We start from the raw sequence: 25,755 nt of genomic DNA, 5'->3' as shown, positions 1-25,755 counted from the left end.
CCAGGCGGGCGTCGGGCCAAACTCGCTACGCCGCTGGCGCGGCTCCACTCAAACATGGCCCGCCGACAGCCCCCGCCTTCCCTTCGTCAGCACCCGGCGCTGGCCGAATGACCGGACGGTACCCACCCCTCGCCCTGCGGCTGCGCTGGTGACATGCATCGGGGGATGTGAGGGCCGGCGGGTGTTCGTTCGATGGAGGTCTACGGGCAACATGATAGAGACAGACTGCGAGCAACGTGACAAAGAAAGGCAGGCTGCCGGCAAGTGAATTCCCGGCCCCCATAGACGGCGTCTTCAAATACCTACACGTCCAGTGCCGTATATCGTTCGACCAAAAATACTCTAGGGATTGCACACGGCCGATTGCCGAGCCCGGGTTTTCCCGGCCCGTGGCGGCGGGCGGCAAATGGCGCAGACAAAATCATGATCGGGATCATGCGCGTGCGCCACGAATTCTCCCGCACAGGTCACGCAGCGGGACTGCTGCAACATGCCGCTATCGAAAAAACGAACCAGCATCCAGGCACGGGTAAAGCTAAGCACCGGACCGTCGGCGGCATTACCCGCATCGGTGATGGCCTGCTCGAGATACAGGCGATAGGCTTCGATCAAGGCGCGCGCTTTTTTGGCGGGCGTATGCGTATCCAGAAATTTGTACACGCCGTAAAACAGGCTGGAATGGATATTGGGCAGCCAGGTCATGAACCAATCGACAGAAAACGGCAGCATGCCCTTGGGCGGCGAACACCCTCTTATCTCGCGATACAGCCTGGCCAGACGGTCGTAGCTCAGGGAGGTTTCAGCCTGCAACACTTGCAGACGGGCGCCCAGTTCTATCATATCGGTCGCCAGGAGTATTTCCTCGGCGTCTTTGGCAACACTCTTTACTGACATAAACGATACCTGCAACCTGATTAATGCTAGATAACTTGTTCTACGGAATTCTGCGAGAGCAGAATGGTGGAATGGGCCTGCTGCAAAACGCCGCCCAGTACATCCGGAGCCAGGATCGACAACAAATCATGATCGCGCAGGCGGAACCCACAGATCAAAGAACTGGAACCGGCCAGCTTGACCAATTGCGAGGGTGACAGACGCAAGACAATGTTGGCGATGTCTTCGCTAAAGCCCAGGCGAAACATGCCTGCCGCATAGTTATCCCGCAACAAGCGTTGAGCGAGTATCAGATACGACAAATTGACTTCGCAAATATCGCCAAGCGACGTACTTTCGGCACCAGACATAACACCTCCTTTTAACTAGGCTAATCGCCCACATCCAATACAAAAAGGATCAAATACAATCCATGGAAAACACACAAAACATGTAGCATCACGAAACACAAGCGATGTATCTGAATATCCCAATTGCTTAAATAATTCTATTGTGGATATTTTTTGTTAGCGTTTAATGACAAAAATACCATTTCTCTCGTAAGGTTTCTTATATTTTTGTAAATAAACAATCATCAATGCGCCTATTTTTACCTTTCCGAACAGATATATCAACAAAATGTTAATAATTTACAATTCGAGTAAAAACAACAACAAAGATACAAATTGATTCAAACCCAGAAAAAACAGCCAAAGAGACGCCTGAAAAAGATTATTCTTTCCGTGTACATAGCCCGTAAGCCTATGTTTAGTCAGAGAGTCTTGTTTGCTTGAGGCAAGAATCCGGCAAAGCGCCGGAACGGCCTCGAACTGCCCTGCATGCCCTATTGTTACTTTAAATCCACACACGTATGGATACATGGGTGCCGTTTCAGGGGAATGCCTACTTGACAAGAATTTCAACAAACGTTGTATTGGGGCCTGGCGCAAGGCGAGCCGTTCAGGACGGCAAGCTTAGGTAATGCCGGGTCAACTGTAAAAAAAGCTCCAGCCTGGGATCCAGTCCTGTTTCTTCTTGTACGATTTGTGCCACGCGCGGGGCAATTTGAGCCGCCAGGCGGGCATCCAGGAATAACAATCGAAAACGCCGGGCCAGCACGTCTTCGACACAACGCGCATATTCGTAGCGCACGGCAAAGCGCACCATGGATTCAGTCAGCCCGGGCGTGATTTCCTGGTCATGGCCCTCAAGGCTTTGGACGTAATCGCTCTCGCAACCATACGAGTCCAGCCCCGGCGCTGTGGTGATGCTGGCGCGCGTCACGCTGCCATCGTCCGCCCCGACAAGCTTGTAATGGGCTGTCTGGCTGGGGGGCAAATCGGACAATAACGACACCTCGACACACTTGCGCAATACGTCCTCGGCCATGGCCCGATAAGTGGTCCATTTACCTCCGGTCACCGTGATCAGGCCGCTGGGGCTGGCGAGCACCGTATGTTCGCGGCTTATTTTTTTGGTATTGTCGCCCTCTTCATCGTCAGGCGGGCGGACCAAAGGCCGCAAACCCACCCAGATGCTTTTCACGTCGGCGCGCGAGGGTGCGCGTTTCAGGTATTTTGCCGATTCCCTTAATATGAAGTCGACCTCACGCGCGTAGGCATCGGGCTCGCGCGCCAGGTCGTGACGCGGCGTGTCCGTCGTGCCCAAAATCAGCTTGCCCAGCCAGGGCACTGCGAACAGCACACGGCCGTCTTGCGTCTTGGGCACCAGCATCGCGTGGTCACCCGGCGAAAAATCGCGATCCACCACCAGATGCACACCCTGGCTGGGCGCCACCATAGGCTTGACGGTGCGATGCTGTGCCGCGCCGTCCTTCTGACGGATCTCGTCCACCCAGACGCCCGCCGCATTGATGACGCATTTGGCCCGCAACATATATTCCGTGCCGAATTCCTCGTCCTGACAGCGCAAACCCACAACGCGGCCCTGCTCATGAAGCAAATCGGTCACGGTGCAATAGTTCACCAGCAAGGCCCCCCGTGTCGCCGCGGTGCGAGCCAGCGCCAGCGCCAGGCGGGCATCGTCAAACTGGCCGTCCCAGTATTTGACGCCGCCTTTGAGGCCTTTCATTTTGACCCCCGGCAGGCACAGTTCGGTTTGCGCCGCACTTAGAAACTGCGTTGCCCCCAGGCCTGCCTTGCCAGCCAGCGCGTCATAAATCTTTAGCCCTATGCCATAAAACGGGGTTTCCCAATGTTTATAGCTGGGCATGACAAAGGCGAGCGGCCGAGCCAGATGCGGCGCGTTATGCAAGAGCGTCGTGCGTTCGTGCAGGGCTTCACGCACCAGCGCGATATTGCCTTGAGCCAGATAACGCACCCCGCCATGCACCAGTTTGGTTGCCCGCGACGAGGTGCCTTTGGCAAAATCGTGCGACTCCAGCAACACTACCGACAGCCCGCGCAAGGCGGCATCGAGCGCCACTCCCAGGCCGGTTGCGCCACCCCCGATAACGGCCATATCGTATTCGCGGGCCTGGGCCAGCGCCAACAATAAGCGGGTTCGATCGGTAGGTAATGCAGTCGCCATCATCAGAAGAATCGCAAAAGCTCGAAAAATGGAATTTTAGTGCAAGACAGCAATGCCCAGTATGCTAAAAACACAGTTAAAACTACCGGCGTACTTACATGACCTATCTGCTTGCTCTCGATCAAGGCACCTCCAGCTCGCGCAGCATTGTTTTCGACGCGAGCGGAAAAATCGTTGCAATGGCCCAAAAAGAGCTTGCGCAGATCTACCCCGAACCCGGATGGGTCGAGCACGATCCGCTGGAGATATGGCAAACGCAGTTGGGCACGGCCCAGGAGGCGCTGGCCCGCGCCCATCTTAAAGCCGGCGACATCCGCGCCATCGGAATCACCAATCAGCGGGAAACCACCGTTGTATGGAATCGCAAAACCGGCCAGCCCATCCATAACGCCATCGTCTGGCAGGACCACCGCACCGAGCCGGCCTGCGCCGAGTTGCGGGACAAAGGCCTGGAGCCGGCCATACTGCAAAAAACGGGTTTGCGTATCGATGCTTATTTTTCCGGCACCAAGCTCAAATGGATTCTGGATCAGGTGCCAACCGCGCGTGCGCTGGCGCGCAAGGGCAAACTGGCGTTTGGCACGATCGATTCCTGGCTCATCTGGCAACTGACACGCGGCCAGGTGCATGCGACCGATGTCAGCAACGCGTCGCGCACGATGCTGTTCAACGTGCACAGCAATCAATGGGATGAAGAGCTCTTGCAGGCTCTGGATATCGAACCGGGCATGATGCCGCGGGTTTTGCCCTCGGGCGCCGAGTACGGCGCCAGCCACGCGGATTTCCTGGGCCAGGCGATTCCCATCTGTGGTGTTGCCGGCGATCAGCAAAGCGCCCTGTTTGGACAAGCGTGTTTTAGCGAAGGGATGGCCAAAAACACGTATGGCACGGGCTGCTTCACGCTCATGCATACCGGGCACAAATTCCAGGTATCGCAAAACGGGCTTATTACCACCAGCGCCGCGCAAATAACGCCGCAGCCGGAATTTGCCATCGAAGGCAGCGTGTTCGTGGGCGGCGCGGTGGTGCAGTGGCTGCGCGACGGAATGCATGCGTTCGAGCGCAGCAGCGAGGTTGAACAATTGGCGCGCAGCGTGCCGGACTCGGGCGGCGTGGTGCTGGTGCCGGCGTTTACGGGGCTGGGCGCACCTTACTGGCAGCCGAAGGCGCGCGGGGCGATTACCGGGCTGACCCGCGGCTCGACCATGGCGCATATTGCCCGTGCGGCGCTGGAAAGCATTGCGTTTCAAAGTACGGCCTTGCTGCAGGCGATGAGCCGCGACGCGGTGGCCGCAGGCGCGGCACCGCTGGCGGAGGTGCGGGTCGACGGCGGGGCGTGCGTGAATAATATGTTGATGCAGTTTCAGGCTGATTTGCTGGGGATTCCGGTCGTGCGGCCAACCATTATCGAAACGACGGCGCTGGGTGCCGCGTACCTGGCGGGTCTGACCTGTGGCGTTTATCGCAATCAGCAGGAGCTTGCCGATCTGTGGAAGGTTGAGCGCCGCTTCACGCCGCAACTGGATGCCGCCCATGCGCAGGCCCTGATGGATCGCTGGGAACATGCCGTGCGGCAGGCTTGCGCGGAATGACGGGTACTCGCAACGCCACCCGTAACGCTAGCCTGTAGCGCCACCCTGTAGCGCCACCCCTTGTGGGTGGCATTCGCTGAAGGTGGCATCTTTTCGTCGTCATCAACCCTATCTCGGTTATAAATTCTTTCTAGCCCCGCGTCATGGGCGGTTAAGGTGGATCGGTGGGTGTTGGCGCGGTCGTCGGTGGATTGGCCTGGCCGTTGCTCATGTAGCGGCAGCCCTTGTGGCTGCCATCAAAACCTTGCCATCGCCCACGCTTACTGATGCGCCGTCCTTTGTTGAACCAATTTAACAATCAGCGTCAACAGGGAACAAATAATCCAATACACCACACCGGCAAATATCAGCATTTGCACGATGGTTCCATCGCGTTCGCCAATGCTGGTGGCACGCCGGAAAAAGTCGCCCAGGGCAATCACGTAGACGAGCGAGGTATCTTGAAATATCACAATGCATTGAGTCAGGACAATAGGCAGCATTGCCTTGAATGCCTGGGGCAAAATAACATAGCGCATCGATTGCAAGGGGGTCATGCCCACGGCCTTTGCCGCATGAAACTGACCCATCGGCAGGCTCTGTATGCCCGCGCGCATAATTTCGCAGAAAAATGCCGCTTCCAGCAGAGAAAACGCCACCATGGCCGAGATGAGGCGTATATCCACACTGGGTGAAAGATCAAAGATCGCCTTCAAAACTTGCGGCACAATCAGGAAAAACCACAGCAACAGCATAATCAATGGGATCGACCTGAATAGCGATACGTAGGATTGCGCAAAAATAGTCAAGAACCGGTTCTTGGCGATACTGCACATCGCCAGAACGGTGCCCCAGGCCAGCCCGCACACAACGGCCACTGCCGTAATTTTGAGGGTCACCCACATGCCCGTAAAAAGCAGCGCACGTGATTCGAGAATAATGTTCCAGTCTATTTCAAACACATCAGTTCCCCAGCAGGCCTGGTACTTTCGTACGGTTGCGTATCCAGCCCATCAAACGAATGATCAGGAAATTCAGCACCACATAGCCTAGCGTCACGCAGATGAATGATTCGTACGGCTGGGCGGTATAGTCGACAAGTTGACGCGCCTGGCCTGAGAGCTCCAGAAGACCAATGGTGGAGGCCACGGCAGAGTTTTTGGAAATGATCAGGAATTCGGAAGTCAACGGCGGGATAATCGTGCGATACGTCACCGGTAGCAGGATATAGCGATAGGTCTGCAACAAGGTGAACCCCATTGCCAATCCGGCGCTGCGCTGCCCACGCGGCAAGGAATTAATGCCGGCTCGCATCTGTTCGCATATGCGCGAGCCGGTATAAATGCCCAGAGAAAACACCGAGACTACAAAAAATTGTGTGTAAGGCGGCAGGTTCTTCAGCCAGTCGCCCATCCCTTTTGGCAGGAGCTCGGGGACAACGAAATACCAGATGAAGAACTGCACAATCAAAGGGATGTTTCTGAAAATCGACACATAGATCGTGCCGCCCGCCCGCAAATATTTGCTGGGCAAGGTTCGCATGACTCCGAATACAGAACCGACGGCTAGGGCCAGAACCCAGGCCGCTGCCGTCAGCGCGGCCGTATTCAGGAAACCGGTGAACAACCAGCCCAAATAGGTCGAGGGTTCGCCTGTTGCCACCGGTTGCAACAAAACCGCCCAATTCCATTTGTAATCCATCAAAACCTCAGCACACGCGGCGGCCAACGCCTTGGCCGCTTATTTCCTGGCACCCACAGGGGGTGTCGCTACAAATACGCACCCGTCGCATGTAGTGGCAGCCCTTGTGGCTGCCATAAAAACCTTGATAATCAGGGCGCCATTCGCCCCCGATCAGGACACAGGTTTGTCGTTGGGGTGTTCAAATAATTTCTTCATCGTATCCGACAACGGGAAATCAAGATTCAGATTCTTGGGAGGAATAGGATTCATAAACCATTTGTTATAGATTTTCTCAGCCTCGCCGGAGGTTTCGGCGTGGGCAATCACAGCGTTCATCAAAGACTTCAGGCCTTCATCGTTCTTGCGAACCATGCAGCCGTATGCTTCGTAGGATTGCGGTGTGCCCGTGATCACATAGTCGGACGGGTTCTTGGTTTTGGCCCGCTCGCCTGCCAATAGGGCATCGTCCATCATCATGGCTTTCGCGCGGCCCGTCGACAACATCAAAAACGATTCGCTGTGGTCCTTGGCGCTCATAATACTCATGCCCAGGTTCTTCTCGACATTCATGCCACGTATGATTTTTTCGGACGTCGTACCCGCCCCGACCACCAGTGTCTTGCCTTTAAGATCAGAGAAATCGTTAATGCCGGAATCTTTGCGTGCCAGCAAGCGGGTGCCTATCTCGAAAATGCTGTTGGTGAAGTCAACCTGCTTGGCGCGCGAGGCATTGTTCGTCGTGGTTGTGCATTCAAAATCGAAGGTGCCGTTCTGCAGCAAGGAAATCCGGTTTTGCGAGGTAATGGGAATCTGCCGAACTTTCAAATCGGGCATGTTCAATTTCTTTTTAAGCTCGGCAATGATCAGATTGGTAATGTCCATCGAATAGCCAATAGGCTTTTGATTCGCGTCATAATACGAAAACGGAATCGAGGCGTCGCGAAACCCTATGACCACCACACCATCGTCCTTGATTTTCTTCATGGTGCCCGACAAGCCGCCCTCGACGGCAAAAGCCGAACCCATCCCCATCGTCAAGGCCAGGGCCGCTATGCACTGGCCAAATAAAACACTTTTACATAATGTGCCGATTCTGCATCTCATGGTTGCTGCTCCTTTGTGTGGTTGGCCCTATGCCATCTGAAAACGATGGCTGCCGATTGCCTGTTCTAAAACCTATGAATTAAATACGCGCTTGGCCAACGACCGCCGCAGCGCTATCCGTTCCTACAATGTGCGAAACATCCAGCAGGTACATCTGGCGCTGCAATTCGTGCACGGAATCAATGCACACCTGATTGCCATCGCGACTCCAGCGCGGGTGCAAATCACAGCGGTTTTCTTTTCGAAGCCCGGGGTCGGTATAAAAACTGCCCAAGTCGTAGCGCAGCCCGCTTTCTATATCGAACAAAAACAGAATTCGCTGATCCGTGGCCGAATCCGGATAGGTATCGCTTAGCAGCCAGCGCTTATTCGTGGGCGAGAACGTCATGTGGCCATTTTCAGTCAGGACATCGCGGCCTATAACCCGAACTTCACCATCTTCAATATCCGTATAAAGGTGATAATGGATCTCGCCGTTATGTGGCCCCCAAACAATAATATGGCTATCGTCCATCCATAGAGGATGAGATATCTGATATTCGGATTTCTCATAGTCGAAGGTGCCCACCGCGGACGGGTCGAAATCATCAGCCAGTTGCGGCAAGGGATGATCCGAGCATTCCAGCAAGCGCAAGTCTGTGCCATCGGGGTTGACCGTAATCAAACGATGCAGGAAACAGGTTTCGTCTTTGACCCGCTCGGTCCAGCGGTGCAACAGCAGTATCCGCGACGAAGCGGGATTGATTTCAATATGGCTTACCCAATGAATCGCCCGCTCCATCGACGCACGCGGATGGAACTCGCGCAAATTTTTGTAGCTCAACAACAGACGCGATTCACCGCTGGCCATGTCCATATAATGAATGCCATCGTCGCCGGGCGCACCAGGCATGGCGGGTGGTGGTTCGTTCTTGCCATATCCTATGGTTTCATGCGTAATATAAAGGCGGCTATAGTCGACGCACAGGGCGTAACGGCTATTGGGAGCCACCACGTAAACAGGTAGCGGCAGTTGTCGTTTCTCTTTGGTATCGACGTTATAGATGCACGAGCCAAACCCGGGGTAGATTGAAGCCTTATCGGCCGTCCGAATGTTGTAAATGAATTGCCGTCCCGGTGTCCCATCGAGCCATTGCAATTGACAACCCATCTGCCAATTCCAGGCCGTAGTATGGCCCAGGCTGTAATAGGTATCGCGATCCTGCAAATCAAAAAAGCCCACTTCGGCCACGAGATCGGGAGTCAGATCTGCGTCCATCATCGGCACTTGGTTAGCCAGCAAATAGCGATCGCCAGCGTCCCAATTGCTCTTGTTGTAGTAACCAAAGAAATGATGCAAAGGGCCTGTCCCGACGCGACGGCAAGGCACTGCGTTACTGATGATAGGATTATTAGTCATGATGGCCAAGAGGTTATGCCGCTGTAGCCATACGGGCAAATTCTTTTTTATACGTACTCTATGCAGATTTGATATACAGTATGAGGTGACAGGAAGGCCGTCAAGGGGTGAAATGGCAGCCACAAGGGCTGCCGCTACAAATAGATGTCCGTGCACCATGTAGCGGCAGCCCTTGTGGCTGCCATCTCTCACTCATATTCACCCCGCCCCTTATTCGCCCCAACCTAACCCAGATAACTCCATCCTCAACATAATGGCCAGATCTCTAAACTTTCAGCAAATCGAAGCGTTCAAAGCTGTTATACAAACAGGCACCACCACGCGTGCCGCGCTGATGCTCAATACCACGCAACCTTCGATCAGCCGCCGTATTGCGGAACTGCAAAACGCATCGGAATTAAAACTATTCGAATTGCATCAGGGGCGCTTGCGGCCGACTAGCGAAGGCAAGCTGCTTTATAAAACCATACAAAAGCATTTTGACGGTCTGGAGAAAATTGAATCGGTCGTCTCCATCCTGCGTAAATCCGGCACTGGAGCGCTTAGAATCGCCTGCACTCCAACACTGGGAAGCGGGCTGATGCCGCCAGTCGTTCGGCAATTTCTGCAAAAATTCCCCAACACCTATGTCAACATTCAAACGCTGGGCACTCCGCAACTGGCCGAGTATCTGCATCAGGACCTCTGCGACGTGGCCTTGACGACCGGGACGCTGGATCAAAAAGACTTTCAGCCCCAAGTCATCAAAACGTCCAGCGCCGTCTGCGTTCTGCCGCTCGATCATCCTTTGAAAAACGTCGATGTCATCGATCTGAAATTGTTAAAAGACGACCGGGTGCTGTCTTTGAGCGATAACGAAGAAATCACCATGCAGATCAAGGCGCTGCTGACCGAGGGCAAGGACTCGAACGACTTCGTTATCGAGACGACCTCGTCGATCACCATTTGCGCACTGGTCGCGGCCGGCAACGGCATCGCCATCGTCAACCCTTATGTGGCTCATACATTTGCCGGCCAACTTCTGATCAAAAAACTCGCGCCGGCCATCAACATCCCTGTGCAAATGGCCATGCCCATACACACCGCCCCATCCCTATTGACACGCCATTTCATAGAAATTTTGCTGGCACACGTTGAAACACTGTAAAAATACGCCGAAGCCCTGCAGATATATTTGTGTGCGTGGCACCCACAAGGGGTGCCGCTACATCCGCTACGGCTACGTTTTTGTAGCGGCACCCCTTGTGGGTGCCATTCACTGTCTATAAATATCGCCTCGTTTATGAACGATTTTGGCAGCCACAAGAGCTGCCACTACAATGACGCACCAGCCGCCACGCGGGCTTGAACGCGCGCTTCTTGTTCTTTTTTGTGCCTCTTATGCCTGATTCGATTCGCCCCGCCGCCCCTACCCACGCCGTGTGGGAAGAAAACGAACAACCCCGGCGCGCGCTGTGGTGCGCCGAAAACCACGGCACGCCACCCAAACGCGTCGTTCCGGTGGATGACGCCCTGACGGCGGACACGGCCTTTCGCCTGGCCAATGCCGGAACGGCGATGCTGTGGCGCGGCGACTTCCAGAACGCCAGGCAGTTGCTGCAGGCCCTGACCCGGCGCGTCGATAAAAGACGAAAGCCTAAAAAGGACGTGCTGCCGTCCGAGGCCTTCGGCCTGCATCGCCTGGCCCAATCGCAACGCGCCCGCCTTTTGAATAGTCTGCTGATCGAACTGGATGGCGATTTTCACATTGGACTGCGCCGCGCTCCCGATGTGCGGGCGGCGTGCGAGGCCGCTCTGGGGCAGATGCACGAGCCGCTGCTGCTTTCGCTACGCGCCCTGCAGGGAATCATAGGCTCGTATGAATGGCGCAAAAAAGGCATTGCCGTAGCGGGCCTGTCGCAGAACATACATGTTCATTACGGCGTATTTTCGCCAATCCGGGGCGAGTATATCGAGCTGGTCGCACAGACACCTTTGCCGGCAACCGACCTGGCGTTCGATATCGGCACCGGCAGCGGCGTGCTGGCCGCCGTGCTGGCGCAGCGCGGCATAAAAAGAATTATTGCTACCGAAAATGATCCGCGCGCCCTGGCCTGCGCACGCGAAAATGTTCAACGCCTTGGGCTGGAATCGCAGATCGAAATTCAGGACATTGATCTTTTTCCGGCAGGACAAAGCCCGCTTATCGTTTGCAATCCACCCTGGTTGCCGGCGCGACCCACGCTGCCCCTGGAGCACGCCATCTATGACCCGGACAGCCGCATGCTGTTGGGGTTTTTGAACGGCCTGGCCGCACATCTATGCGATGGTGGCGAAGGCTGGCTGATCATGTCGGATCTGGCCGAACACCTGGGCTTGCGCAGCCGCGAGTTTCTGCTCGATGCCGCCGAACGAGCCGGCCTGCGCATCCTGGCCAGGCACGATGCCCGGCCGCTGCATCCGAAGGCATTGGACGAAACCGACGCACTGCATCTGGCGCGCAAGGCCGAGGTCACGTCGTTGTGGCGGCTGGGTCATTCTGAGCAATAGGCGCTTCATTCACATGCAAGCCTTCACGCCCAAACCCTTTTCGCGCGCGAAATCGCCGTCGCTAAATGCCTTGCGGGCATTCGAAGCCGCGGCCAGGCATCAAAGCTTCTCACGGGCTGCCGACGAACTCAACGTAACGGCGGGGGCCATCGCGCAACAAGTCAAGCTGCTTGAAGACTGGATAGGCTGCCCTTTGTTCCAGCGCCTGGCGCAGGGCATCAAACTGAATAAAGAAGGCCGCCTGGCGCTCCCCATGCTGAGCAAGGCTTTTGATCAGTTGAGCGACGCCGTCACCCAGTTGCAGCATCTGGGCAAGCCCAAAGAGATCTCCATTGCCGCGTTGCCCTCGATTGCCCTGTTGTGGCTATCGCCCAAACTGCCGCGTTTGTCCGCTCTCTTTTCCGAATACGTTATCTCCGTGACCGCGCTCGAACACCCTCCCAACTTGCAGCGCGATCACTTCGACATGGCATTTTTTTACCTGAGCAAAGACGCCCGAAGCTCCACCACCCTGTCCCTGGGGCCAGACGAGCTGCTGCCGGTATGTTCGCCCGCGTTTGCGCAAAAGGCGGGCCCGCTCAAAACCGCCCAGGACCTTCAGTCGCAGCGTCTGCTGCACGACGCTTCATGGCGCCACCACTGGCAGCTCTGGCTTGATTTCGCCGGCTTCGCCGCCGTTGACGCTTCCAGGGGCTCCGTATTTTCGATATACAGCCTTGCCCTGCAGTCAGCGATCGATGGCGCGGGCATCCTTATGGGGCGCAGCTCCCTGGTCGCCCATGCGCTGGAAACCGGCCAGCTCGTTGCGCCCTTCGATGTATGCATGCCGGCTCCCGACGAGTTATGCTTGTTGCTACCCGAAGGGTCTCCATTCATGGCGATGCAAGAACCGCTTCTACGGTGTTTGAAGGCCTAGATATTCTAGGCCTTGGCCTTACAAGAAATCGTTTGCCCAGACTATTTCCGACCCTCTACGATGAAGATCAACAAGCGATTAACGCTTCGATAACCACATCAGGGTGAATCATGAGCATGCTGGCAAGCCGGGACTGGGTTCCGGAAAAAACGGAACAATTCATACAATCCATCTCCCATCGGGCCTCTACCATGCCCGTGGACGAGGTCGACCAACAAATTTCCTCGCTCATCAAGAAAAACAGGAAAATCCACGAGCAGGATTGCTTTAACCTGAACCCGGCCACGAACGTCGTCAACCCGAAAGTAGAAGCCGTGCTGGCGCAAGGCCTGGGCTCGCGCCCTTCGCTGGGATACCCCGGCGACAAATACGAAATGGGTCTGGAAGCGATCGAAGAAATTGAAGTGTTTGCCGCAGAGCTGGCGGCAGAAATATTCAACGCGCGGTATGCCGAAATCCGGGTAGGGTCGGGAGCCTTGGCGAATTTGTACGCGTTCATGGCGACCACAAAACCGGGCGATGCCATCATCGTTCCCCCCCCCTCGATCGGCGGCCATGTTACACATCATCCTGCTGGGGCGGCGGGCTTATACGGATTGCAAGTCCATAGCGCCCCGGTTGATAGTACGCGTTATACGGTCGACGTCGATCGGCTCCGAGCCGACGCACTACGCCTGCGGCCCAAGCTCATTACCATCGGGGGCAGCCTGAATCTATTTAGCCACCCCATCAAAGAAATACGCCAGATTGCAGACGAAATAGGTGCTATCGTGTTATTTGACGCCGCACACATGTCGGGCATGATCGCCGGCCGGGCGTGGCAGCAACCGTTGCAAGAGGGTGCGCACCTCATGACCATGAGCACATACAAAAGCTTAGGGGGCCACGCCGGAGGCTTGATCGTTACCAACGACGCCGACATCGCAAAAAAAATCGATGCCATTGCCTACCCGGGCCTGACAGCGAACTTCGACGCCTCCAAGGCCGCCGCCCTGGCGATGGCGCTCTTGGATTGGAAAGTTTACGGGCAGTCCTATGCCAGCATGATGGCGCAAACCGCCAAGGCGCTGGCCGGCGCCCTGTATAAGAACGATATACCCGTTTTTGCCGCCGACCGGGGCTTTACCACCTCGCATCAATTCGCTGTCGAAGCGGCCGCCTACGGCGGCGGACAAGCCGCCGCAAAAAAATTGCGCCAGATCAATGTCCTGACCTGCGGCATAGGCTTGCCCATGGCTGCGGTTGAGGGCGACGTCAACGGCTTGCGGTTCGGAACCCCCGAGGCGGTGCGCTTTGGCATGCAGCCCGAAGACATGGGGCCTTTGGCCGAACTCATTTCCCAGGGGCTCAAGGCCAACAGCGGCCTGGACGCCCTGGCAAAGAAAGTAAGCCAATACCGCCGCAACTTTACGGAGCTGCACTTTATCCGAACATGAAAACCCGTTTACCTGGCAGGCCCCATAGAGGGCCATCGGGCTAAATATTTATATTTTCCCAGCATCACGCAGGGAAAGCATTGGAGAAGGGAGACAACATGAACAGCAGACTACTTCATACCAGTATTGGCGGTGCCTTGTTGCTGGCGGGCTTTATCAGCACCAATGTCTATGCGCAGGATTCAAAGACGGATACCGTCATCAAACGCGGCGAGCTTATCTGCGGCACCGACAATACCAAGCCCGGGTTTGGCTACCTGAACCCGAAAACCGGCAAACTCGAAGGCTTCGATGTCGATTACTGCCACGCCATGGCGGCGGGCATTCTTGGCGACGGCAACAAGGTCAAGATGATTGCCCTGACCGATAAGAACCGCTTCAACGCCTTGCAGAACGGCGAGGTCGACGTCGTCTTCTTCCACACCACGGTAACCGCCACGCGCGCAACCGCCGTGGGCGCCGACTTTCTTCCCGTCAATTTTTATGACGGCACCGGCGTTCTGGTCAAAAAGGCCGATAAAATCGCCCATATCGCCGATCTGAACGGAGGCACGATTTGCACCACGCAAGGGTCCACCACCGAAGCGGTCTGGGCCGATTACATTAAAAGCCATAAATGGGAAAAGACCACGCAGGTACTGACCTATCAAGATCTGGATAAGCTTTTTGCGGCACTCAACGGCGGCCGCTGCAACGCCATGACGACCGATAAATCGGCCTTGGTCGGCTGGAAGGGCAATGCACCCAAACCGGACGATTTCGATATTCTCCCCGAAACCATCTCCAAGGAACCGCTCGCGGGCTTTGTGCGCCAGGATGATCAAAAATGGCATACCGCGCTCGCCTGGATCGTCTACGCGCTGGTCGAGGCCGAAGAGCTTGGCATTACCTCCAAGAACGTCGCCGAGATGGCCAAAGACCCGAATCCCGATATTCAACGGTTTCTGGGCACTGAGGGCGACCTGGGGAAAGATTTCGGGCTGGCCCCGGATTTCATCCAAAAGGTCATTGCCGCCACCGGCAACTACGGCGAAATCTATGACCGCAACGTCGGGCCCAGCACGCCCTACAGCATTGCCCGAAAGGGAAGCCTGAACGATCTGTGGACTCGCGGCGGCCTGATGTACTCACCTCCCTTCCGCTAATCGCAAAAACCTGGACAGGCCGGGCTACCGGCCTGCCTTGCAAGCGCCCCTAAGCCGCAAACGGGAGTCCGGAGATGAATTCAACAGGTAGACGCCAGCGATACTCCTTGCTCGACCACATCCTGCAAGTCGCGGTGGCCGCAGCCGCCATAGCCGTTGTGGTGGGGCTGGGCAGCAGCATTTATTACGGCTTGGCCGCGCACAAGATCCCCATCAATTTCGGTTTTTTAAGCCAGTCATCGGGCCTTCACCTGACCGAAGGCACTACTCTGGACTGGTCGCATGGCCTCACCCTGAAAAGTTTTGTATCGAGCGACAGCAACCTGCAGGCGCTTATATTGGGGTTGTACAACACGCTCAAAGTCGCGCTGCTGGGCATCCTGCTCAGCACCTTGCTGGGTTTACTGGTGGGGGCGGGCCGAGTGTCGCTCAACTGGATGGTCAATCACGTATCCCTGTGCTTTGTCGAGCTTATACGCAACACGCCATTACTCATACAACTGTTTTTCTGGTATTTTGCCGTCGTTCTGCAACTGCCGCCGTTGCGGGCCGCATCCAGCTGGTACGGCACGATAGCAAGCCGGCAAGGAATTTACACGCCTGGCGTCGTCGTGGCCGGCGCGTGGCCCTATTTCTGGTGGGCCGTCCTGGCCAGCCTCGTCGCACTTGGCGCTGCAGCCAGGATCGCAAAAAAATCGCCCGCCAAAGGGCTCGCAGCCGGTGCCATGGTGGTCGCGATCGGTTGGATCGTGGCCGCCGCCCTGCTGGGTGCGCCGCTGCACGCCGATATCCCGATTGCCTCGCGCTTCAGAGCAAGCGGCGGCTTGGCCTTCAGCCCCGAGTTTGCCGCGATACTACTGGCGCTCGTGGTCTATACCTCGGCATTTATCTCGGAAATCGTCAGGGGCTCGATCGAGGCCGTATCCAAGGGCCAGTGGATGGCTTCCTATGCACTGGGCCTGACGCGAAGACAAGCCATGATCAGCATTATTTTGCCGCAGGCTTTCCGCATCCTGGTTCCGCCTCTGGTCAACCAATATCTGAATCTGGCCAAAAATACCTCGCTGGCCATCGCCATCGGCTTTCCCGACCTGTTCAATATCTATGGCACCATCGCCAACCAGACGGGGCGGAGCATGGAGGGCATACTTATCGTGATGCTCGCCTACTTGATGATCAACTGGCTGATCAGCCTGATCATGAACATTTATAACCGGCGCCTTCTCGCCAGGGGAGCCCGCTAATGCCCCCCACCTTTCTGGCCAAGTGGAAACACCGGCTATTCCCAAATTTCTTTGAAGGCGTGCTGTCGGCCATCACCACTGCCTTGGTCGTGGCGGTTCTGTATGCCTTCCTCAAATGGGTGTTCATAACGGCGAACTGGGCCGTTATTACGGAAAGCATGCGCTTTCTGATGGCGGGGTCCATGCCCATTGCCAGCATAGGGCGAGCCTGGGTCGCCGCCACCCTGTTTTCATTCATGACGGGCCTGAGCCTTGGCGGCCTTACTCGGGCAAAAAATCTGAAGCCGGTGGCCGCCGCAGTCGCCGCGCTCATCCTGATTGCGACCATCTTCTGGGCTATGGGCCGCTATTCCGAGGCATTGACCGCGGCGCTCTTCATTGCGGCGGGCTGCGGCTGGCTGATCATGCAGCGCGTCGCATCGGGCAGCGCGCTGCTTGGCATCGGCTGGATCATCACTACCATCATCATGTGGAACGTGCTGATCCCCGACGACGGGAAAGCGGCAGGAGGCCTGCTGCTGGGCATACTCATGACGCTGGTTGCCGCCGTTTTCAGTTTCCCGCTGGGCGTGTTGCTGGCCCTGGGCCGCACCAACCGTCTGCCCGGAATACGCATCACCTGCGTGGCCTATATCGAACTGATACGTTCGCTGCCTCTTATCTCCATACTCTATTGGGCGTGGATGGTCGTGCCGCTGATTCTGCCTGCCGACTTCCGGATCAACGACCTGGTTCGCGGCGCCGCCGGGTTTACGCTGTTCTATGCCGCCTATGTCGCGGAATACGTCCGCGGTGGACTGCAGGGAGTACCCGAAGGCCAGCTGAACGCGGCGCGCTCACTCGGTTTGAACAGCTTCGCGGCAACGTATTACATCATTCTGCCGCAGGCCCTGCGTTCGGTGCTCCCAGGCCTGGTAGGCAATGTGCTCGACATTTTCAATAATGTGCCGCTACTCTTTATCATCGGGCTGACCGAATTCGTGCGCGCCGGGCAGGTCCTGCTGTCGAACCCGCAGCACTCCGCGCAAATGTATGAGGTTTACACCTTCATGTTTATGGTTTATCTGGTGATAGCCACCTTGCTGTCGTGGAGTTCCCGAGTGGTCGAAAACAAGTTGAGCCATGTCTGATCAGCGAACGAACAATAGCCATTACACTAGGCCTTTCGGATCTTCAAAGAAGGCGTAGTTCAACCATGCTGCAAAAAATCGTACTGGCATGCGTCGTTTTCATTATTATCCTGATCGCCCTCACCTTCGGCGAAACGATTGCACACGAATTCCTGGCCTGGGTTTCCTACCTGACAGGCTTGGTCATCCACAACTTTTCAGATGTGTATTATCTGGTGACGGACTATGTACACGCCCACGCCGCCAAGGTCATTATCGCGCTGGTGCTGACCGTACCCATCAGCCTGTGGATCATCAAGAACCGGGGCGCAGAGCTCAATCACCCCACGAGCACTCGTAAAATTGCCATCGTGCTGGCCATTTTCCTGGGTTGGCTGGGCGGGCATCGCTTTTACCTGGGCCAAATCGGCTGGGGCATCGTGTACCTGATCATCTTCTATCTGTTTACGCCGCTGGTCGTCATCATCAGCCTGATCGACGCCATACGCTACCTGTTCATGAGCGACGAAGAGTTCACGCCCGGCCGCGTGCCGGCGCGATAAGGCCGGCCAAAGCCATCATGCCTTTCAAGCTGATCACAGCGCTACCCGGCGAAGTCCAGAATGCCCGGTTCGATGAATCGCTGATTGCCACGGCGGCGCAGGAAGGTCCCGTAGCCAGCCTATGGGAAGCACCGCAGGGCCTGGTAGTGCCGCGCACCTATCGGCGCCATGAATGCTTTGACGCCGTCTGTGCCAGGTTTGCAGAGCAGGCCTGGCCGATCACGGTCAGGCTATCGGGCGGCGGCGTGGTGCCCCAAGGCCCGGGCATCATCAATCTGAGCCTGGCTTATGCGGTCGAAGGCCCGCCGCTGCAGCATTCGGATGAGGCCTACCGGCTCATTTGCACCCTGATCCAAAACGCCCTCAAGCCTTGGGAAATCGAGACCCGAATCCAGGCGGTGGAAGGATCGTTTTGCGACGGCCGCTACAACCTTGCGTGTGGGCCGGAAAATTCGGCAAAAAAGGTGGTCGGTACGGCGCAACTATGGAGGCGGATTAACCTGGAACACGCCACAGTGCAAGTTGTCCTGGTGCATGCCTTGCTGCTGGCTGCCGTAGATGCGCGGATATTGACCGACCGCGCCAATCAATTGGAACAACAACTGGGCAGCGACAAACGCTACGACGTGGCGCGCATCGCTTCGCTATACGAGTGTCTGCCAGGACTGCCCGCAATGACGCTCGTTGATTTTGTGCGAGGTTTGAAAAAATCCTTGTCCGAGCAGATAGAAGCCATCGTGTAGCGGCAGCCCTTGTGGCTGCCACTTTCCCAAAATACAGGCGCTGCCTTTTATTCCGGCCCTTGCATTACAATTTGATTATCATCACAGACACCGCAAGCGCTCATGGAAAAGAAGACTGCCCGCCTCACCATTTTGATCGATCCGCACAAAAAGAAAGCCTTCGAAGGCTTGTGCGCGGCTCAGGACATTACTCCATCGCAAGTGGTCCGGCAGTTGATCCGCGACTACCTTACCCAACACGGGGTCACTTACGCCCATAGCACCAGTACATCCAACCCCAAGGTTAAAGCGCGTTCGGGCAAATAGCCGCCATCACGCGGGGGTAGCGCCACAAACCTTCATGGCCTGGCCCAGGGTTTCAACCACGCATTCGCGCCCAAGCTTGTCGATCAAACCCATCTTGCCAAGCTTGCTCTCCACACGCGCGTTGGCCTCGGTCAAAATGATGCGCACCTGCTTCTGGCGCCAATCACGCAAAACGGTTTCAAGCGCCTGCAAGCCGGTCGCATCGATAAATGGCACCCGGCGCAAGCGGATGATCAATACACGAAGGTCGGCATCCGTGCTATCGAGCGCTTCCTCAAATGCTTCCACAGCGCCAAAAAAAATAGGCCCTTCAACCGCATAGACATGCACCCCCGGCGGCAACCGGGTAAAGCCCTCTCCCACCAGTTCTCTATGCAGTTCCTGTTCGGACTCTTCGCGCACCACCACGCTGGCCGCCATGCGCCGCAGAAAGTGCAGCATGGCCAGAATCACGCCGATATTGACCGCCACCACCAGATCGACAAAAACGGTAAGGAAAAAGGTGACCAGCAAAATCAGCACATCGGCGCGCGGCGCCCGCCGGATCATTCTGACGAAGTGCCGTGCCTCGCTCATATTCCAGGCCACGACAAACAGAATGGCGGCCAAGGTCGCCAGCGGCACATTGGACGCATAGGGCGCGAGGAACAGGATAATCAGCACCAACGTCAGGCTATGCACAATGCCCGCCAAGGGGCTCGTGCCGCCATTACGAATGTTGGTGGCCGTGCGGGCAATGGCGCCGGTCGCGGCGAACCCGCCAAAGAGCGGCGCCAATACGTTGGCGATGCCCTGCCCGATCAGTTCCTGATTTGAATTGTGGCGCGTGCCGGCCATGCCGTCGGACACCACCGCCGACAACAAGGACTCGATGGCGCCCAACATGGCGATGGCGAAGGCCGGCCCGATAAGTTCGACAATCCGCGACAGGGTGATCTGGGGCAGCTGGAACGCAGGCAGGCTACGCGGAATTTCTCCGAAAGTGCTGCCGATGGTGGCGACGCTTTTGAACGCAAAGACCGACTGCAGAATCGTCACCACGATAAGAGCCACCAAAGGCCCGGGGACGCGTTTGAAGCCAGGCGCCTTGGAGGTGAAGATTACCAGCACCAACGACAGCATGGCCAGGCCGGTGGTGGCCATATCCATCTGCGGAAACGCCTGAAAAAGCGCCCACAGCTTCTGATGAAAATGCTCGCCCGTTATCTTGGGCAAGCCAAAGAAATCCTGCCATTGGCCCACCCAGATGATGACGCCGATGCCCGCCGTAAAGCCGGAAATCACCGGCGCCGGGATGAATTTGATGACGGCGCCCATCCGGGCCAAGCCGAAGCAGAACAATATGATGCCGGCCATCAAGGTGGCAATTTGCAAGCCGTCAACGCCATGCTTGGCAGTGATGCCGGCCAATATGACGATAAAGGCGCCCGTCGGCCCGGCAATCTGGATACGGCTGCCGCCGAATATCGATACAGCCAGCCCTGCCACAATCGACGTGTACAAGCCCATTTCCGGATTGACCCCGGACGCAATCGCAAACGCCATGGCAAGAGGCAACGCCACCACACCGACGATGACCCCGGCCACAATATTGGAAAGCCAGTACGGCCGCCGCAGCAGGCCGGCGCGATGCGCCTCAAACAGGGCAAACATAGTGATCCGGAAAATAAGCTAATAAAATGTGGATATCATTATAATATAATGCGCATTAAATTAATGTAGTGCGCGTTAAACCGCGCGCAGGCCTTGGCGTGGTTGGGGATGGCCCGGCGCCTGCAAGGGGCGCCGCTAGAAAAGGCGAATGGCTGCCACAAGGGCTGCCGCTGCAAAAACGCATCCGTGAATCATGTAGCGGCAGCCCTTGTGGCTGCCATCGCCATCACACACAGTCGCATGTTTCTGTTACATTGCGTTAGTTATGAAAAACTCAGGGCGCTGCCCCGAGAAAGCGTAAAGCATTGTGATAAGAAAGCTTGAGGTGTGGTCATGATTATGATGTTGCCTTTTTTAACCGGGACGATCTCGATCTGGTTGGGGGTGCACGGCCAGCGCCGGGCTTGCCTGTGGTTTTGGGCTATTACCATGGCCGTCTTTCTCGCGTGGTCCCGGTTTCACATGACCGACCCGCTTACCCTGTCGTTTTAGGGTTTGCGCGCCATGTCCACACCGTTTCAATCCGATTCCTCCTACGCCTCGCGCGCCATGAATGCCTTTGCCCTTTTGGGGCTGTGCGGCGTACTGGGGTTCGCCTTTGCATGGCAACTGCTCTATCACGAAATACCCTGCCCCCTGTGCCTGCTGCAGCGCGTAGCTTTCATTCTGGCCGGGATAGGGCTGTTGCTTAACGTCCAGCATGGCCCGGCACCTGCGCACTACGGGATCACCATTCTGTCGGCCTTGGCCGGCGTGTTCGTCGCCGCCCGCCAAATGGCGCTGCATATCGCGCCTGGCGACGCCGGCTACGGCGCGCCGTTTTTAGGTTTGCATTTTTATACCTGGGCGCTGCTGATATTCGTAGCGCTTATCGCGTATTGCGGCCTGATGCTTTGCCTTGACCGGGCCAATGCCCAAACTACGCTCGCACGCAGCACCGGCCCTTATGCCCGGCAGGTTATGTGGCTGTTTTTCCTGCTGGCCCTGGCCAATATGGGCTCGACCCTGCTGGAATGCGGCTTTGGCGCCTGCGTCGACAACCCGATCCGCTATCTCTGGCTTGGCTGAAAAGCCCAGAGCAACTAAATAATGGCAAAGCCAGGCTTGGGCGACGAGCGTGAAACACCGTGAAATAGTTTATTCATCGGCCGCCTCAGAGCACCCCCTATAATTTGCCTTCTTATCAGACCCACCAGATACTTCGTGTTCGCCACTCGCGATCTTTTACGACTCGGGCCATATCATGATCTTCAACTCGCATAACAAATATGGCACGCCAAGCCGTATCTTCCACGGTTTTTGCGCCCTGTGCGTTATTGCCGCACTCATCTTTATTGAAATAAAGCCCTACTTTCCCAAAGGCAGCGACGGCCGCGCGCTGATGCAATACGCGCACATCCAGGCCGGCCTCTTTGTGCTGTGGCTGATCGTGCCCCGAATACTCTGGCGTTCAGCCAACAGCCAGCCAGACATCGATCCGGCACCAGGCCGCTTCATCAAGGCTATTGCCAATCTGACGCACTATATGCTGTATGCGCTGATGCTGGTTCTGCCCATTCTAGGCATCCTGACATGGCAATCCAGCGATCATGTGGTGGATTTTTTCGGCGTCACGCTGCCCACCATCGTGGGTTCGAGCACCGAGGTAAAAGCCATCGTGAAAGGCACCCATGAATTCCTGGGTAACGTTATGCTCTATCTGGTTATTGTGCATATCCTGGCCGCCTTGTGGCATCATTTCGTGGCTAAGGATACGACCTTTGTCCGCATGTTCGGGCGTTAGATTCGCCCTGTTGACGGATGACGTCCTGGTATCACGGATTCTGGCAGCCACAAGGGCTGCCACTACATAGCGGCCGGTACGGTTTTTGTAGCGGCACCCCGCTTTTGTAGCGACACCCCGTTTTTGTAGCGGCACCCCTTGTGGGTGCCGTCATTTGCAACCATGATTTATAGCCGCGCACCATGACAAGCCCTTCCAGCCCGTCCATACACAACCAGGCCTTGACGCCCACGTCCGCATCTTCACGCGTTTTCGGCTGGGCCGACCATGCATCGCTCTGGTTCAGCATGGGCGTGGGGCTTCTGGTCATGCAAGTGGGCGCCTATCTGGTGCCGGCCGCCGGCACGAAAGAAGCCCTGTTCGCCATCATCGCCGGATCGATCATCGGTTCGGGCCTGCTCGCGTGGGTCGCCAAGGTGGGCTGCGACAGCGGTCTGTCCAGCGCAGGGCTGATTCACACCACCTACGGCCGCTATTTTGCGCGCCTGCCGGTTTTCCTGAACATCGTACAGTTGCTGGGCTGGACCACCTTCGAATTGGTGATCATGCGCGAAGGCACCATCACCATCGGCAATCAGGCTTTCGGTTTGAATCTGGATAAAAGCACGGGTGTGATAGTGTCCACCGTGTTCTGGGGCTGCGTACTGACCGCCCTGCTGGCCGGTTCCATGATCACCCTGGTGCGCCGCTTCGTCAGCCGCTATGGCCTGCCGCTGGTCGTGCTGTCTTTACTGTGGCTGACCTGGCAATTCGCCAATCAATTGCAAACCGCGGGCTTGAGCACCGTCTGGAATCGTCAGGGCGATGGCAGCATGGGGGTCTTTTCGGCGCTGGACCTAGTGATCGCGATGCCGGTCTCGTGGCTCCCCCTCGTCGCCGACTATTCCCGCCACGGCCGCACCGGCCGCGGCGCACTGAGCGGAACCTGGCTGGGCTATACCGTTGCCAATATCTGGTGCTACGCGCTGGGCGTAGTGGTGGTCAGCGTCGCCACCCCCAATACCGACCTCGTCAGCGCCTTGCTGCTGGCGCAAGGCGGCCTGATTGCGCTGGGCCTGATACTGATCGACGAACTCGACAATGCCTATGGCGACGTGTATTCGGGATCCGTGTCGGCGCACAGCCTGAAGCCAGGCTGGAGCATCCGCCGCTGGGGTTTATTGCTGGCCGTCGCGAGCACGCTGCTGGCGCTGGTGTTGCCCATGCACGGACTGGAACCCTTCCTATTGATACTCAGCTCGGTGTTCGTACCGCTCTATGGTGTGATACTGGGACGGCTGGGCTTTGGCTATGCGGGCACGCCCGCGCAGACCCCAAAAGTCGACGGCATAGCCGCCTGCATATGGATTCTGGGAATCGCGCTCTATCACGCGCTGGCGCAATGGGCGCCGGATATGGGCTCTGCGCTGCCGGCACTGGCGTTCACGTTCGTACTGGCCATGCTCACGCGCAGGCAACTATCGCCCGTTATCACTTGATATCCGGCAAGTCCTGCGGCTTGTCGATATCCAGCAAACAACCCGTATCGTCAACGGGGATTTGATGCAGCGTAGCCTGGGCGCCGTTCAATACAGAACGCGCGCCCTGATCGCCTGTCAGTGCGCATAAGGATTGATAATAGGCGTGCTCGAACCAGACCGGGTGGCCGCGACGCCCCCGGCAAACTGGCGCGGCCAATGCCTGCCTGCGCGATGCCCGAATCAGTGCCAGCAAGGTAGCCTCTTGTATGAATGGCATGTCGGCCGGCATGATGAGCCATCCCGAAGCATCGGGCCTCTGAGCCACGCCGTACGCCAGGCTATGCGCCATGCCGCGGTGCGCATCCGGGCATACGGCAAAATCCAGGCCGCGATCGCACAAAAGCCGTTGATGCACCTCATCCTGCGGGCCAAGTATAACCAGCGTATCGGCGATTACAGCTTTCAGCTTAAGCGCCGTTAGCAGGAACATGGGTGTGGCGTCGATAAGTTCGAGCCGTTTGTCGCGCCCAAACCGCTGCGAGCGGCCCGCCGCTAAAACAATCGCCGATATTTCCGCCACCGTTGTGTCCTTCTGAAAACGATACCTTCGTAGTGGCAGCCCTTGTGGCTGCCATCCATCAATCCCCCGCCTCACTTCCCCCCTGCACGCGCCGCCACACCCGGCACAAAAGCACAGGCGCTGGCTTGCGACGACGGCTGGGCGGCATTGCGTTGCGCTATAAGCTCGGCCAATATCGACACCGCAATTTCGGCCGGCGCACGGCTATTGATGGCCAGGCCCACCGGCGCATGTAACCGGTTCAACTCGTACTCGGCCACATCGAGCGTCAGCAGTCGCTCGCGCCGCGCCTGCGTGCTTGCCGCAGACCCGATCGCGCCAACAAAGAAAGCCGGTGTTTTCAGCGCTTCCATCAAAGCCATGTCATCCACTTTCGGATCATGGCTAAGCGTCACTATCACCGTTCGACGATCGGGTTTGAAAGCCAGTACGGCATCATCGGGCATGCCGGGCAGCCATTGAACCCCCACCGTACGCCAATTGCGCCGCTGATCTTCCCGAGGATCGTTCAGATACACGGCAAACCCCAGCGCCGGCGCCATCTGCGCAAGATACTCCGACACAGCCCCAGCACCTATGATCAGCAAACGCCAGCGCGGCCCGAACACCTGTACCAGTTCCAATCCGTCAAAACGGAGGGTGAAATCGGCAAGATTAGGCGCCAAAGTCACCGTGCCGCTGGCGAGATCGACATGACGCTCGATCAGTTCACGGCCGTCGATCGCCGCGCACAAAACCCGCAGGCTTGCCAGATCGTGCAATCGCTCAACGACCAGCTCCAGCGTGCCGCCGCAAGGCAAGCCGAAGCGGCGCATTTGAGCGGCATGAATACCGTAACTGATCGTGGATACCGACTGCGGAAAGTCCGCGGCAAAGCGTTGCAGCAAATCGTCTTCAATACAGCCGCCCGATACCGAACCCACGAAATCGCCTGCGTTGCTGGCCGCAAACAGCGAACCACGCGGTCGCGGCGCAGACCCCCAGTTGCGCACCACTGTTACCAGCGCCACGGCTTTGCCTTGCTCCATCCAGGCCACCGCGCTTTGAAGTACTTGAATATCGGCCGCATCCATCAGCATCGCCCATCCATAAATTTTGTGGCGGTACC

General features: G+C 57.0%; 25 protein-coding genes. 15 read left to right on the top strand and 10 right to left on the bottom strand.

Annotated features, from left to right (window positions below; all coding sequences use genetic code 11):
• Nucleotides 1-342: 342 nt before the first annotated feature.
• The 3 genes from flhC to EDC26_RS09500 all read right to left on the bottom strand — a co-directional run bounded on the left by flhC (nt 343) and on the right by EDC26_RS09500 (nt 3,426).
• The gene (gene flhC, locus EDC26_RS09510; protein WP_132581876.1) at nt 343-894 is read right to left on the bottom strand and encodes a flagellar transcriptional regulator FlhC; all 552 of its coding nucleotides are present in this window, start codon (nt 892-894) and stop codon (nt 343-345) included.
• Between the two features lie 26 nt (nt 895-920).
• Nucleotides 921-1,244, bottom strand: coding sequence for a flagellar transcriptional regulator FlhD (gene flhD, locus EDC26_RS09505; protein ID WP_132581874.1), 324 nt, complete (start codon nt 1,242-1,244; stop codon nt 921-923).
• Nucleotides 1,245-1,833: 589 nt separating this feature from the next.
• Entirely contained in the window at nt 1,834-3,426 is a 1,593-nt protein-coding gene (locus EDC26_RS09500) for a glycerol-3-phosphate dehydrogenase/oxidase (protein WP_132581872.1), read from the bottom strand.
• Nucleotides 3,427-3,521: 95 nt separating this feature from the next.
• Here EDC26_RS09500 and glpK point away from each other — a divergent pair, with 95 nt between their 5' ends.
• Nucleotides 3,522-5,015 carry a glycerol kinase GlpK gene (glpK, locus tag EDC26_RS09495; protein ID WP_132581870.1) on the top strand — a complete coding sequence of 498 codons (1,494 nt, stop codon included), beginning with the start codon at nt 3,522-3,524 and terminating at the stop codon, nt 5,013-5,015.
• A 260-nt stretch (nt 5,016-5,275) separates the two neighbouring features.
• Here the strand turns inward: glpK and EDC26_RS09490 are convergent, their stop codons facing one another.
• The 4 genes from EDC26_RS09490 to EDC26_RS09475 all read right to left on the bottom strand — a co-directional run bounded on the left by EDC26_RS09490 (nt 5,276) and on the right by EDC26_RS09475 (nt 9,180).
• Nucleotides 5,276-5,956, bottom strand: coding sequence for an ABC transporter permease subunit (locus EDC26_RS09490; RefSeq protein WP_132581868.1), 681 nt, complete (start codon nt 5,954-5,956; stop codon nt 5,276-5,278).
• A gap of 1 nt (nt 5,957) precedes the next feature.
• On the bottom strand, nt 5,958-6,695 hold the full coding sequence (locus tag EDC26_RS09485) for an amino acid ABC transporter permease (RefSeq protein ID WP_132581866.1): 738 nt from the start codon (nt 6,693-6,695) through the stop codon (nt 5,958-5,960).
• 153 nt (nt 6,696-6,848) lie between these two features.
• The gene (locus EDC26_RS09480) at nt 6,849-7,781 is read right to left on the bottom strand and encodes a glutamate/aspartate ABC transporter substrate-binding protein (protein WP_132581864.1); all 933 of its coding nucleotides are present in this window, start codon (nt 7,779-7,781) and stop codon (nt 6,849-6,851) included.
• 79 nt (nt 7,782-7,860) lie between these two features.
• Entirely contained in the window at nt 7,861-9,180 is a 1,320-nt protein-coding gene (locus EDC26_RS09475; RefSeq protein ID WP_132581862.1) for a hypothetical protein, read from the bottom strand.
• Nucleotides 9,181-9,433: 253 nt separating this feature from the next.
• Between EDC26_RS09475 and EDC26_RS09470 the strand changes: the two genes are divergently transcribed.
• The 10 genes from EDC26_RS09470 (at nt 9,434) to EDC26_RS09425 (ending at nt 19,171) form a co-directional block, all read left to right on the top strand.
• On the top strand, nt 9,434-10,327 hold the full coding sequence (locus tag EDC26_RS09470; RefSeq protein WP_132581860.1) for a LysR substrate-binding domain-containing protein: 894 nt from the start codon (nt 9,434-9,436) through the stop codon (nt 10,325-10,327).
• Nucleotides 10,328-10,560: 233 nt separating this feature from the next.
• Entirely contained in the window at nt 10,561-11,709 is a 1,149-nt protein-coding gene (locus EDC26_RS09465; RefSeq protein ID WP_132581858.1) for a methyltransferase, read from the top strand.
• Between the two features lie 13 nt (nt 11,710-11,722).
• Nucleotides 11,723-12,625, top strand: coding sequence for a LysR substrate-binding domain-containing protein (locus tag EDC26_RS09460; RefSeq protein WP_165930977.1), 903 nt, complete (start codon nt 11,723-11,725; stop codon nt 12,623-12,625).
• Nucleotides 12,626-12,735: 110 nt separating this feature from the next.
• Entirely contained in the window at nt 12,736-14,061 is a 1,326-nt protein-coding gene (locus EDC26_RS09455) for a serine hydroxymethyltransferase (RefSeq protein WP_132581854.1), read from the top strand.
• A 98-nt stretch (nt 14,062-14,159) separates the two neighbouring features.
• Nucleotides 14,160-15,206: a transporter substrate-binding domain-containing protein gene (locus EDC26_RS09450; RefSeq protein WP_132581852.1), complete on the top strand. Its 1,047-nt coding sequence runs from the start codon at nt 14,160-14,162 to the stop codon at nt 15,204-15,206.
• A gap of 74 nt (nt 15,207-15,280) precedes the next feature.
• Nucleotides 15,281-16,450 carry an ABC transporter permease subunit gene (locus EDC26_RS09445; protein ID WP_132581850.1) on the top strand — a complete coding sequence of 390 codons (1,170 nt, stop codon included), beginning with the start codon at nt 15,281-15,283 and terminating at the stop codon, nt 16,448-16,450.
• Nucleotides 16,450-17,580, top strand: a complete 1,131-nt coding sequence (locus EDC26_RS09440) for an amino acid ABC transporter permease (RefSeq protein WP_132581848.1) — start codon at nt 16,450-16,452, stop codon at nt 17,578-17,580. Before EDC26_RS09445 ends, EDC26_RS09440 begins: the two co-directional genes overlap by 1 nt.
• 65 nt (nt 17,581-17,645) lie before the next feature.
• The gene (locus tag EDC26_RS09435) at nt 17,646-18,122 is read left to right on the top strand and encodes a TM2 domain-containing protein (RefSeq protein WP_132581846.1); all 477 of its coding nucleotides are present in this window, start codon (nt 17,646-17,648) and stop codon (nt 18,120-18,122) included.
• Between the two features lie 17 nt (nt 18,123-18,139).
• Complete coding sequence (locus tag EDC26_RS09430; protein WP_132581844.1) at nt 18,140-18,865, top strand: lipoyl protein ligase domain-containing protein; 726 nt, start codon at nt 18,140-18,142, stop codon at nt 18,863-18,865.
• Between the two features lie 102 nt (nt 18,866-18,967).
• Complete coding sequence (locus EDC26_RS09425) at nt 18,968-19,171, top strand: ribbon-helix-helix domain-containing protein (RefSeq protein ID WP_132581840.1); 204 nt, start codon at nt 18,968-18,970, stop codon at nt 19,169-19,171.
• Nucleotides 19,172-19,177: 6 nt separating this feature from the next.
• Here the strand turns inward: EDC26_RS09425 and EDC26_RS09420 are convergent, their stop codons facing one another.
• Nucleotides 19,178-20,824, bottom strand: a complete 1,647-nt coding sequence (locus EDC26_RS09420; RefSeq protein ID WP_132581838.1) for a SulP family inorganic anion transporter — start codon at nt 20,822-20,824, stop codon at nt 19,178-19,180.
• A gap of 333 nt (nt 20,825-21,157) precedes the next feature.
• Here EDC26_RS09420 and EDC26_RS20125 point away from each other — a divergent pair, with 333 nt between their 5' ends.
• The 4 genes from EDC26_RS20125 (at nt 21,158) to EDC26_RS09405 (ending at nt 24,085) form a co-directional block, all read left to right on the top strand.
• Nucleotides 21,158-21,316 (top strand): DUF5993 family protein, encoded by a 159-nt coding sequence (locus tag EDC26_RS20125; RefSeq protein WP_165930976.1) that lies wholly within the window; start codon nt 21,158-21,160, stop codon nt 21,314-21,316.
• 12 nt (nt 21,317-21,328) lie between these two features.
• On the top strand, nt 21,329-21,892 hold the full coding sequence (locus EDC26_RS09415; RefSeq protein ID WP_132581836.1) for a disulfide bond formation protein B: 564 nt from the start codon (nt 21,329-21,331) through the stop codon (nt 21,890-21,892).
• A gap of 175 nt (nt 21,893-22,067) precedes the next feature.
• On the top strand, nt 22,068-22,607 hold the full coding sequence (locus tag EDC26_RS09410; RefSeq protein ID WP_132581834.1) for a cytochrome b: 540 nt from the start codon (nt 22,068-22,070) through the stop codon (nt 22,605-22,607).
• Nucleotides 22,608-22,789: 182 nt separating this feature from the next.
• Nucleotides 22,790-24,085, top strand: coding sequence for a purine-cytosine permease family protein (locus tag EDC26_RS09405; RefSeq protein ID WP_132581832.1), 1,296 nt, complete (start codon nt 22,790-22,792; stop codon nt 24,083-24,085).
• On the opposite strand, the gene EDC26_RS09400 is transcribed toward EDC26_RS09405, so the two are convergent.
• Both EDC26_RS09400 and EDC26_RS09395 read right to left on the bottom strand, forming a co-directional pair.
• A complete protein-coding gene (locus EDC26_RS09400) occupies nt 24,078-24,647 on the bottom strand; it encodes a nucleotidyltransferase family protein (RefSeq protein WP_165930975.1) in 570 nt (189 codons plus the stop codon). The two genes, EDC26_RS09405 and EDC26_RS09400, sit on opposite strands and share 8 nt — an antisense overlap.
• A gap of 71 nt (nt 24,648-24,718) precedes the next feature.
• The gene (locus EDC26_RS09395) at nt 24,719-25,726 is read right to left on the bottom strand and encodes an XdhC family protein (protein WP_243700850.1); all 1,008 of its coding nucleotides are present in this window, start codon (nt 25,724-25,726) and stop codon (nt 24,719-24,721) included.
• Nucleotides 25,727-25,755 lie beyond the last annotated feature (29 nt).

Origin of the sequence: Paralcaligenes ureilyticus (genome assembly GCF_004346225.1) — a bacterium.
GTDB lineage: Bacteria > Pseudomonadota > Gammaproteobacteria > Burkholderiales > Burkholderiaceae_B > Paralcaligenes > Paralcaligenes ureilyticus.
This window is presented reverse-complemented; position numbering and strand designations above follow the sequence as displayed.

What these genes read in the sequence shown, in the direction of transcription:
- EDC26_RS09465 (WP_132581858.1), top strand. Translation starts at nt 10,561, where the DNA reads ATGCCTGATTCGATTCGCCCCGCCGCCCCTACCCACGCCGTGTGGGAA.
- EDC26_RS09425 (WP_132581840.1), top strand. Translation starts at nt 18,968, where the DNA reads ATGGAAAAGAAGACTGCCCGCCTCACCATTTTGATCGATCCGCACAAA.
- EDC26_RS09460 (WP_165930977.1), top strand. Translation starts at nt 11,723, where the DNA reads ATGCAAGCCTTCACGCCCAAACCCTTTTCGCGCGCGAAATCGCCGTCG.
- EDC26_RS09480 (WP_132581864.1), bottom strand. Translation starts at nt 7,781, where the DNA reads ATGAGATGCAGAATCGGCACATTATGTAAAAGTGTTTTATTTGGCCAG.
- EDC26_RS09395 (WP_243700850.1), bottom strand. Translation starts at nt 25,726, where the DNA reads ATGCTGATGGATGCGGCCGATATTCAAGTACTTCAAAGCGCGGTGGCC.
- EDC26_RS09470 (WP_132581860.1), top strand. Translation starts at nt 9,434, where the DNA reads ATGGCCAGATCTCTAAACTTTCAGCAAATCGAAGCGTTCAAAGCTGTT.
- EDC26_RS09430 (WP_132581844.1), top strand. Translation starts at nt 18,140, where the DNA reads ATGCCTTTCAAGCTGATCACAGCGCTACCCGGCGAAGTCCAGAATGCC.
- EDC26_RS09415 (WP_132581836.1), top strand. Translation starts at nt 21,329, where the DNA reads ATGTCCACACCGTTTCAATCCGATTCCTCCTACGCCTCGCGCGCCATG.
- EDC26_RS09455 (WP_132581854.1), top strand. Translation starts at nt 12,736, where the DNA reads ATGAGCATGCTGGCAAGCCGGGACTGGGTTCCGGAAAAAACGGAACAA.
- flhC (WP_132581876.1), bottom strand. Translation starts at nt 894, where the DNA reads ATGTCAGTAAAGAGTGTTGCCAAAGACGCCGAGGAAATACTCCTGGCG.
- EDC26_RS09450 (WP_132581852.1), top strand. Translation starts at nt 14,160, where the DNA reads ATGAACAGCAGACTACTTCATACCAGTATTGGCGGTGCCTTGTTGCTG.
- flhD (WP_132581874.1), bottom strand. Translation starts at nt 1,244, where the DNA reads ATGTCTGGTGCCGAAAGTACGTCGCTTGGCGATATTTGCGAAGTCAAT.
- EDC26_RS09405 (WP_132581832.1), top strand. Translation starts at nt 22,790, where the DNA reads ATGACAAGCCCTTCCAGCCCGTCCATACACAACCAGGCCTTGACGCCC.
- EDC26_RS09420 (WP_132581838.1), bottom strand. Translation starts at nt 20,824, where the DNA reads ATGTTTGCCCTGTTTGAGGCGCATCGCGCCGGCCTGCTGCGGCGGCCG.
- EDC26_RS09475 (WP_132581862.1), bottom strand. Translation starts at nt 9,180, where the DNA reads ATGACTAATAATCCTATCATCAGTAACGCAGTGCCTTGCCGTCGCGTC.
- EDC26_RS09435 (WP_132581846.1), top strand. Translation starts at nt 17,646, where the DNA reads ATGCTGCAAAAAATCGTACTGGCATGCGTCGTTTTCATTATTATCCTG.
- EDC26_RS20125 (WP_165930976.1), top strand. Translation starts at nt 21,158, where the DNA reads ATGATTATGATGTTGCCTTTTTTAACCGGGACGATCTCGATCTGGTTG.
- EDC26_RS09485 (WP_132581866.1), bottom strand. Translation starts at nt 6,695, where the DNA reads ATGGATTACAAATGGAATTGGGCGGTTTTGTTGCAACCGGTGGCAACA.
- EDC26_RS09440 (WP_132581848.1), top strand. Translation starts at nt 16,450, where the DNA reads ATGCCCCCCACCTTTCTGGCCAAGTGGAAACACCGGCTATTCCCAAAT.
- glpK (WP_132581870.1), top strand. Translation starts at nt 3,522, where the DNA reads ATGACCTATCTGCTTGCTCTCGATCAAGGCACCTCCAGCTCGCGCAGC.
- EDC26_RS09500 (WP_132581872.1), bottom strand. Translation starts at nt 3,426, where the DNA reads ATGATGGCGACTGCATTACCTACCGATCGAACCCGCTTATTGTTGGCG.
- EDC26_RS09445 (WP_132581850.1), top strand. Translation starts at nt 15,281, where the DNA reads ATGAATTCAACAGGTAGACGCCAGCGATACTCCTTGCTCGACCACATC.
- EDC26_RS09410 (WP_132581834.1), top strand. Translation starts at nt 22,068, where the DNA reads ATGATCTTCAACTCGCATAACAAATATGGCACGCCAAGCCGTATCTTC.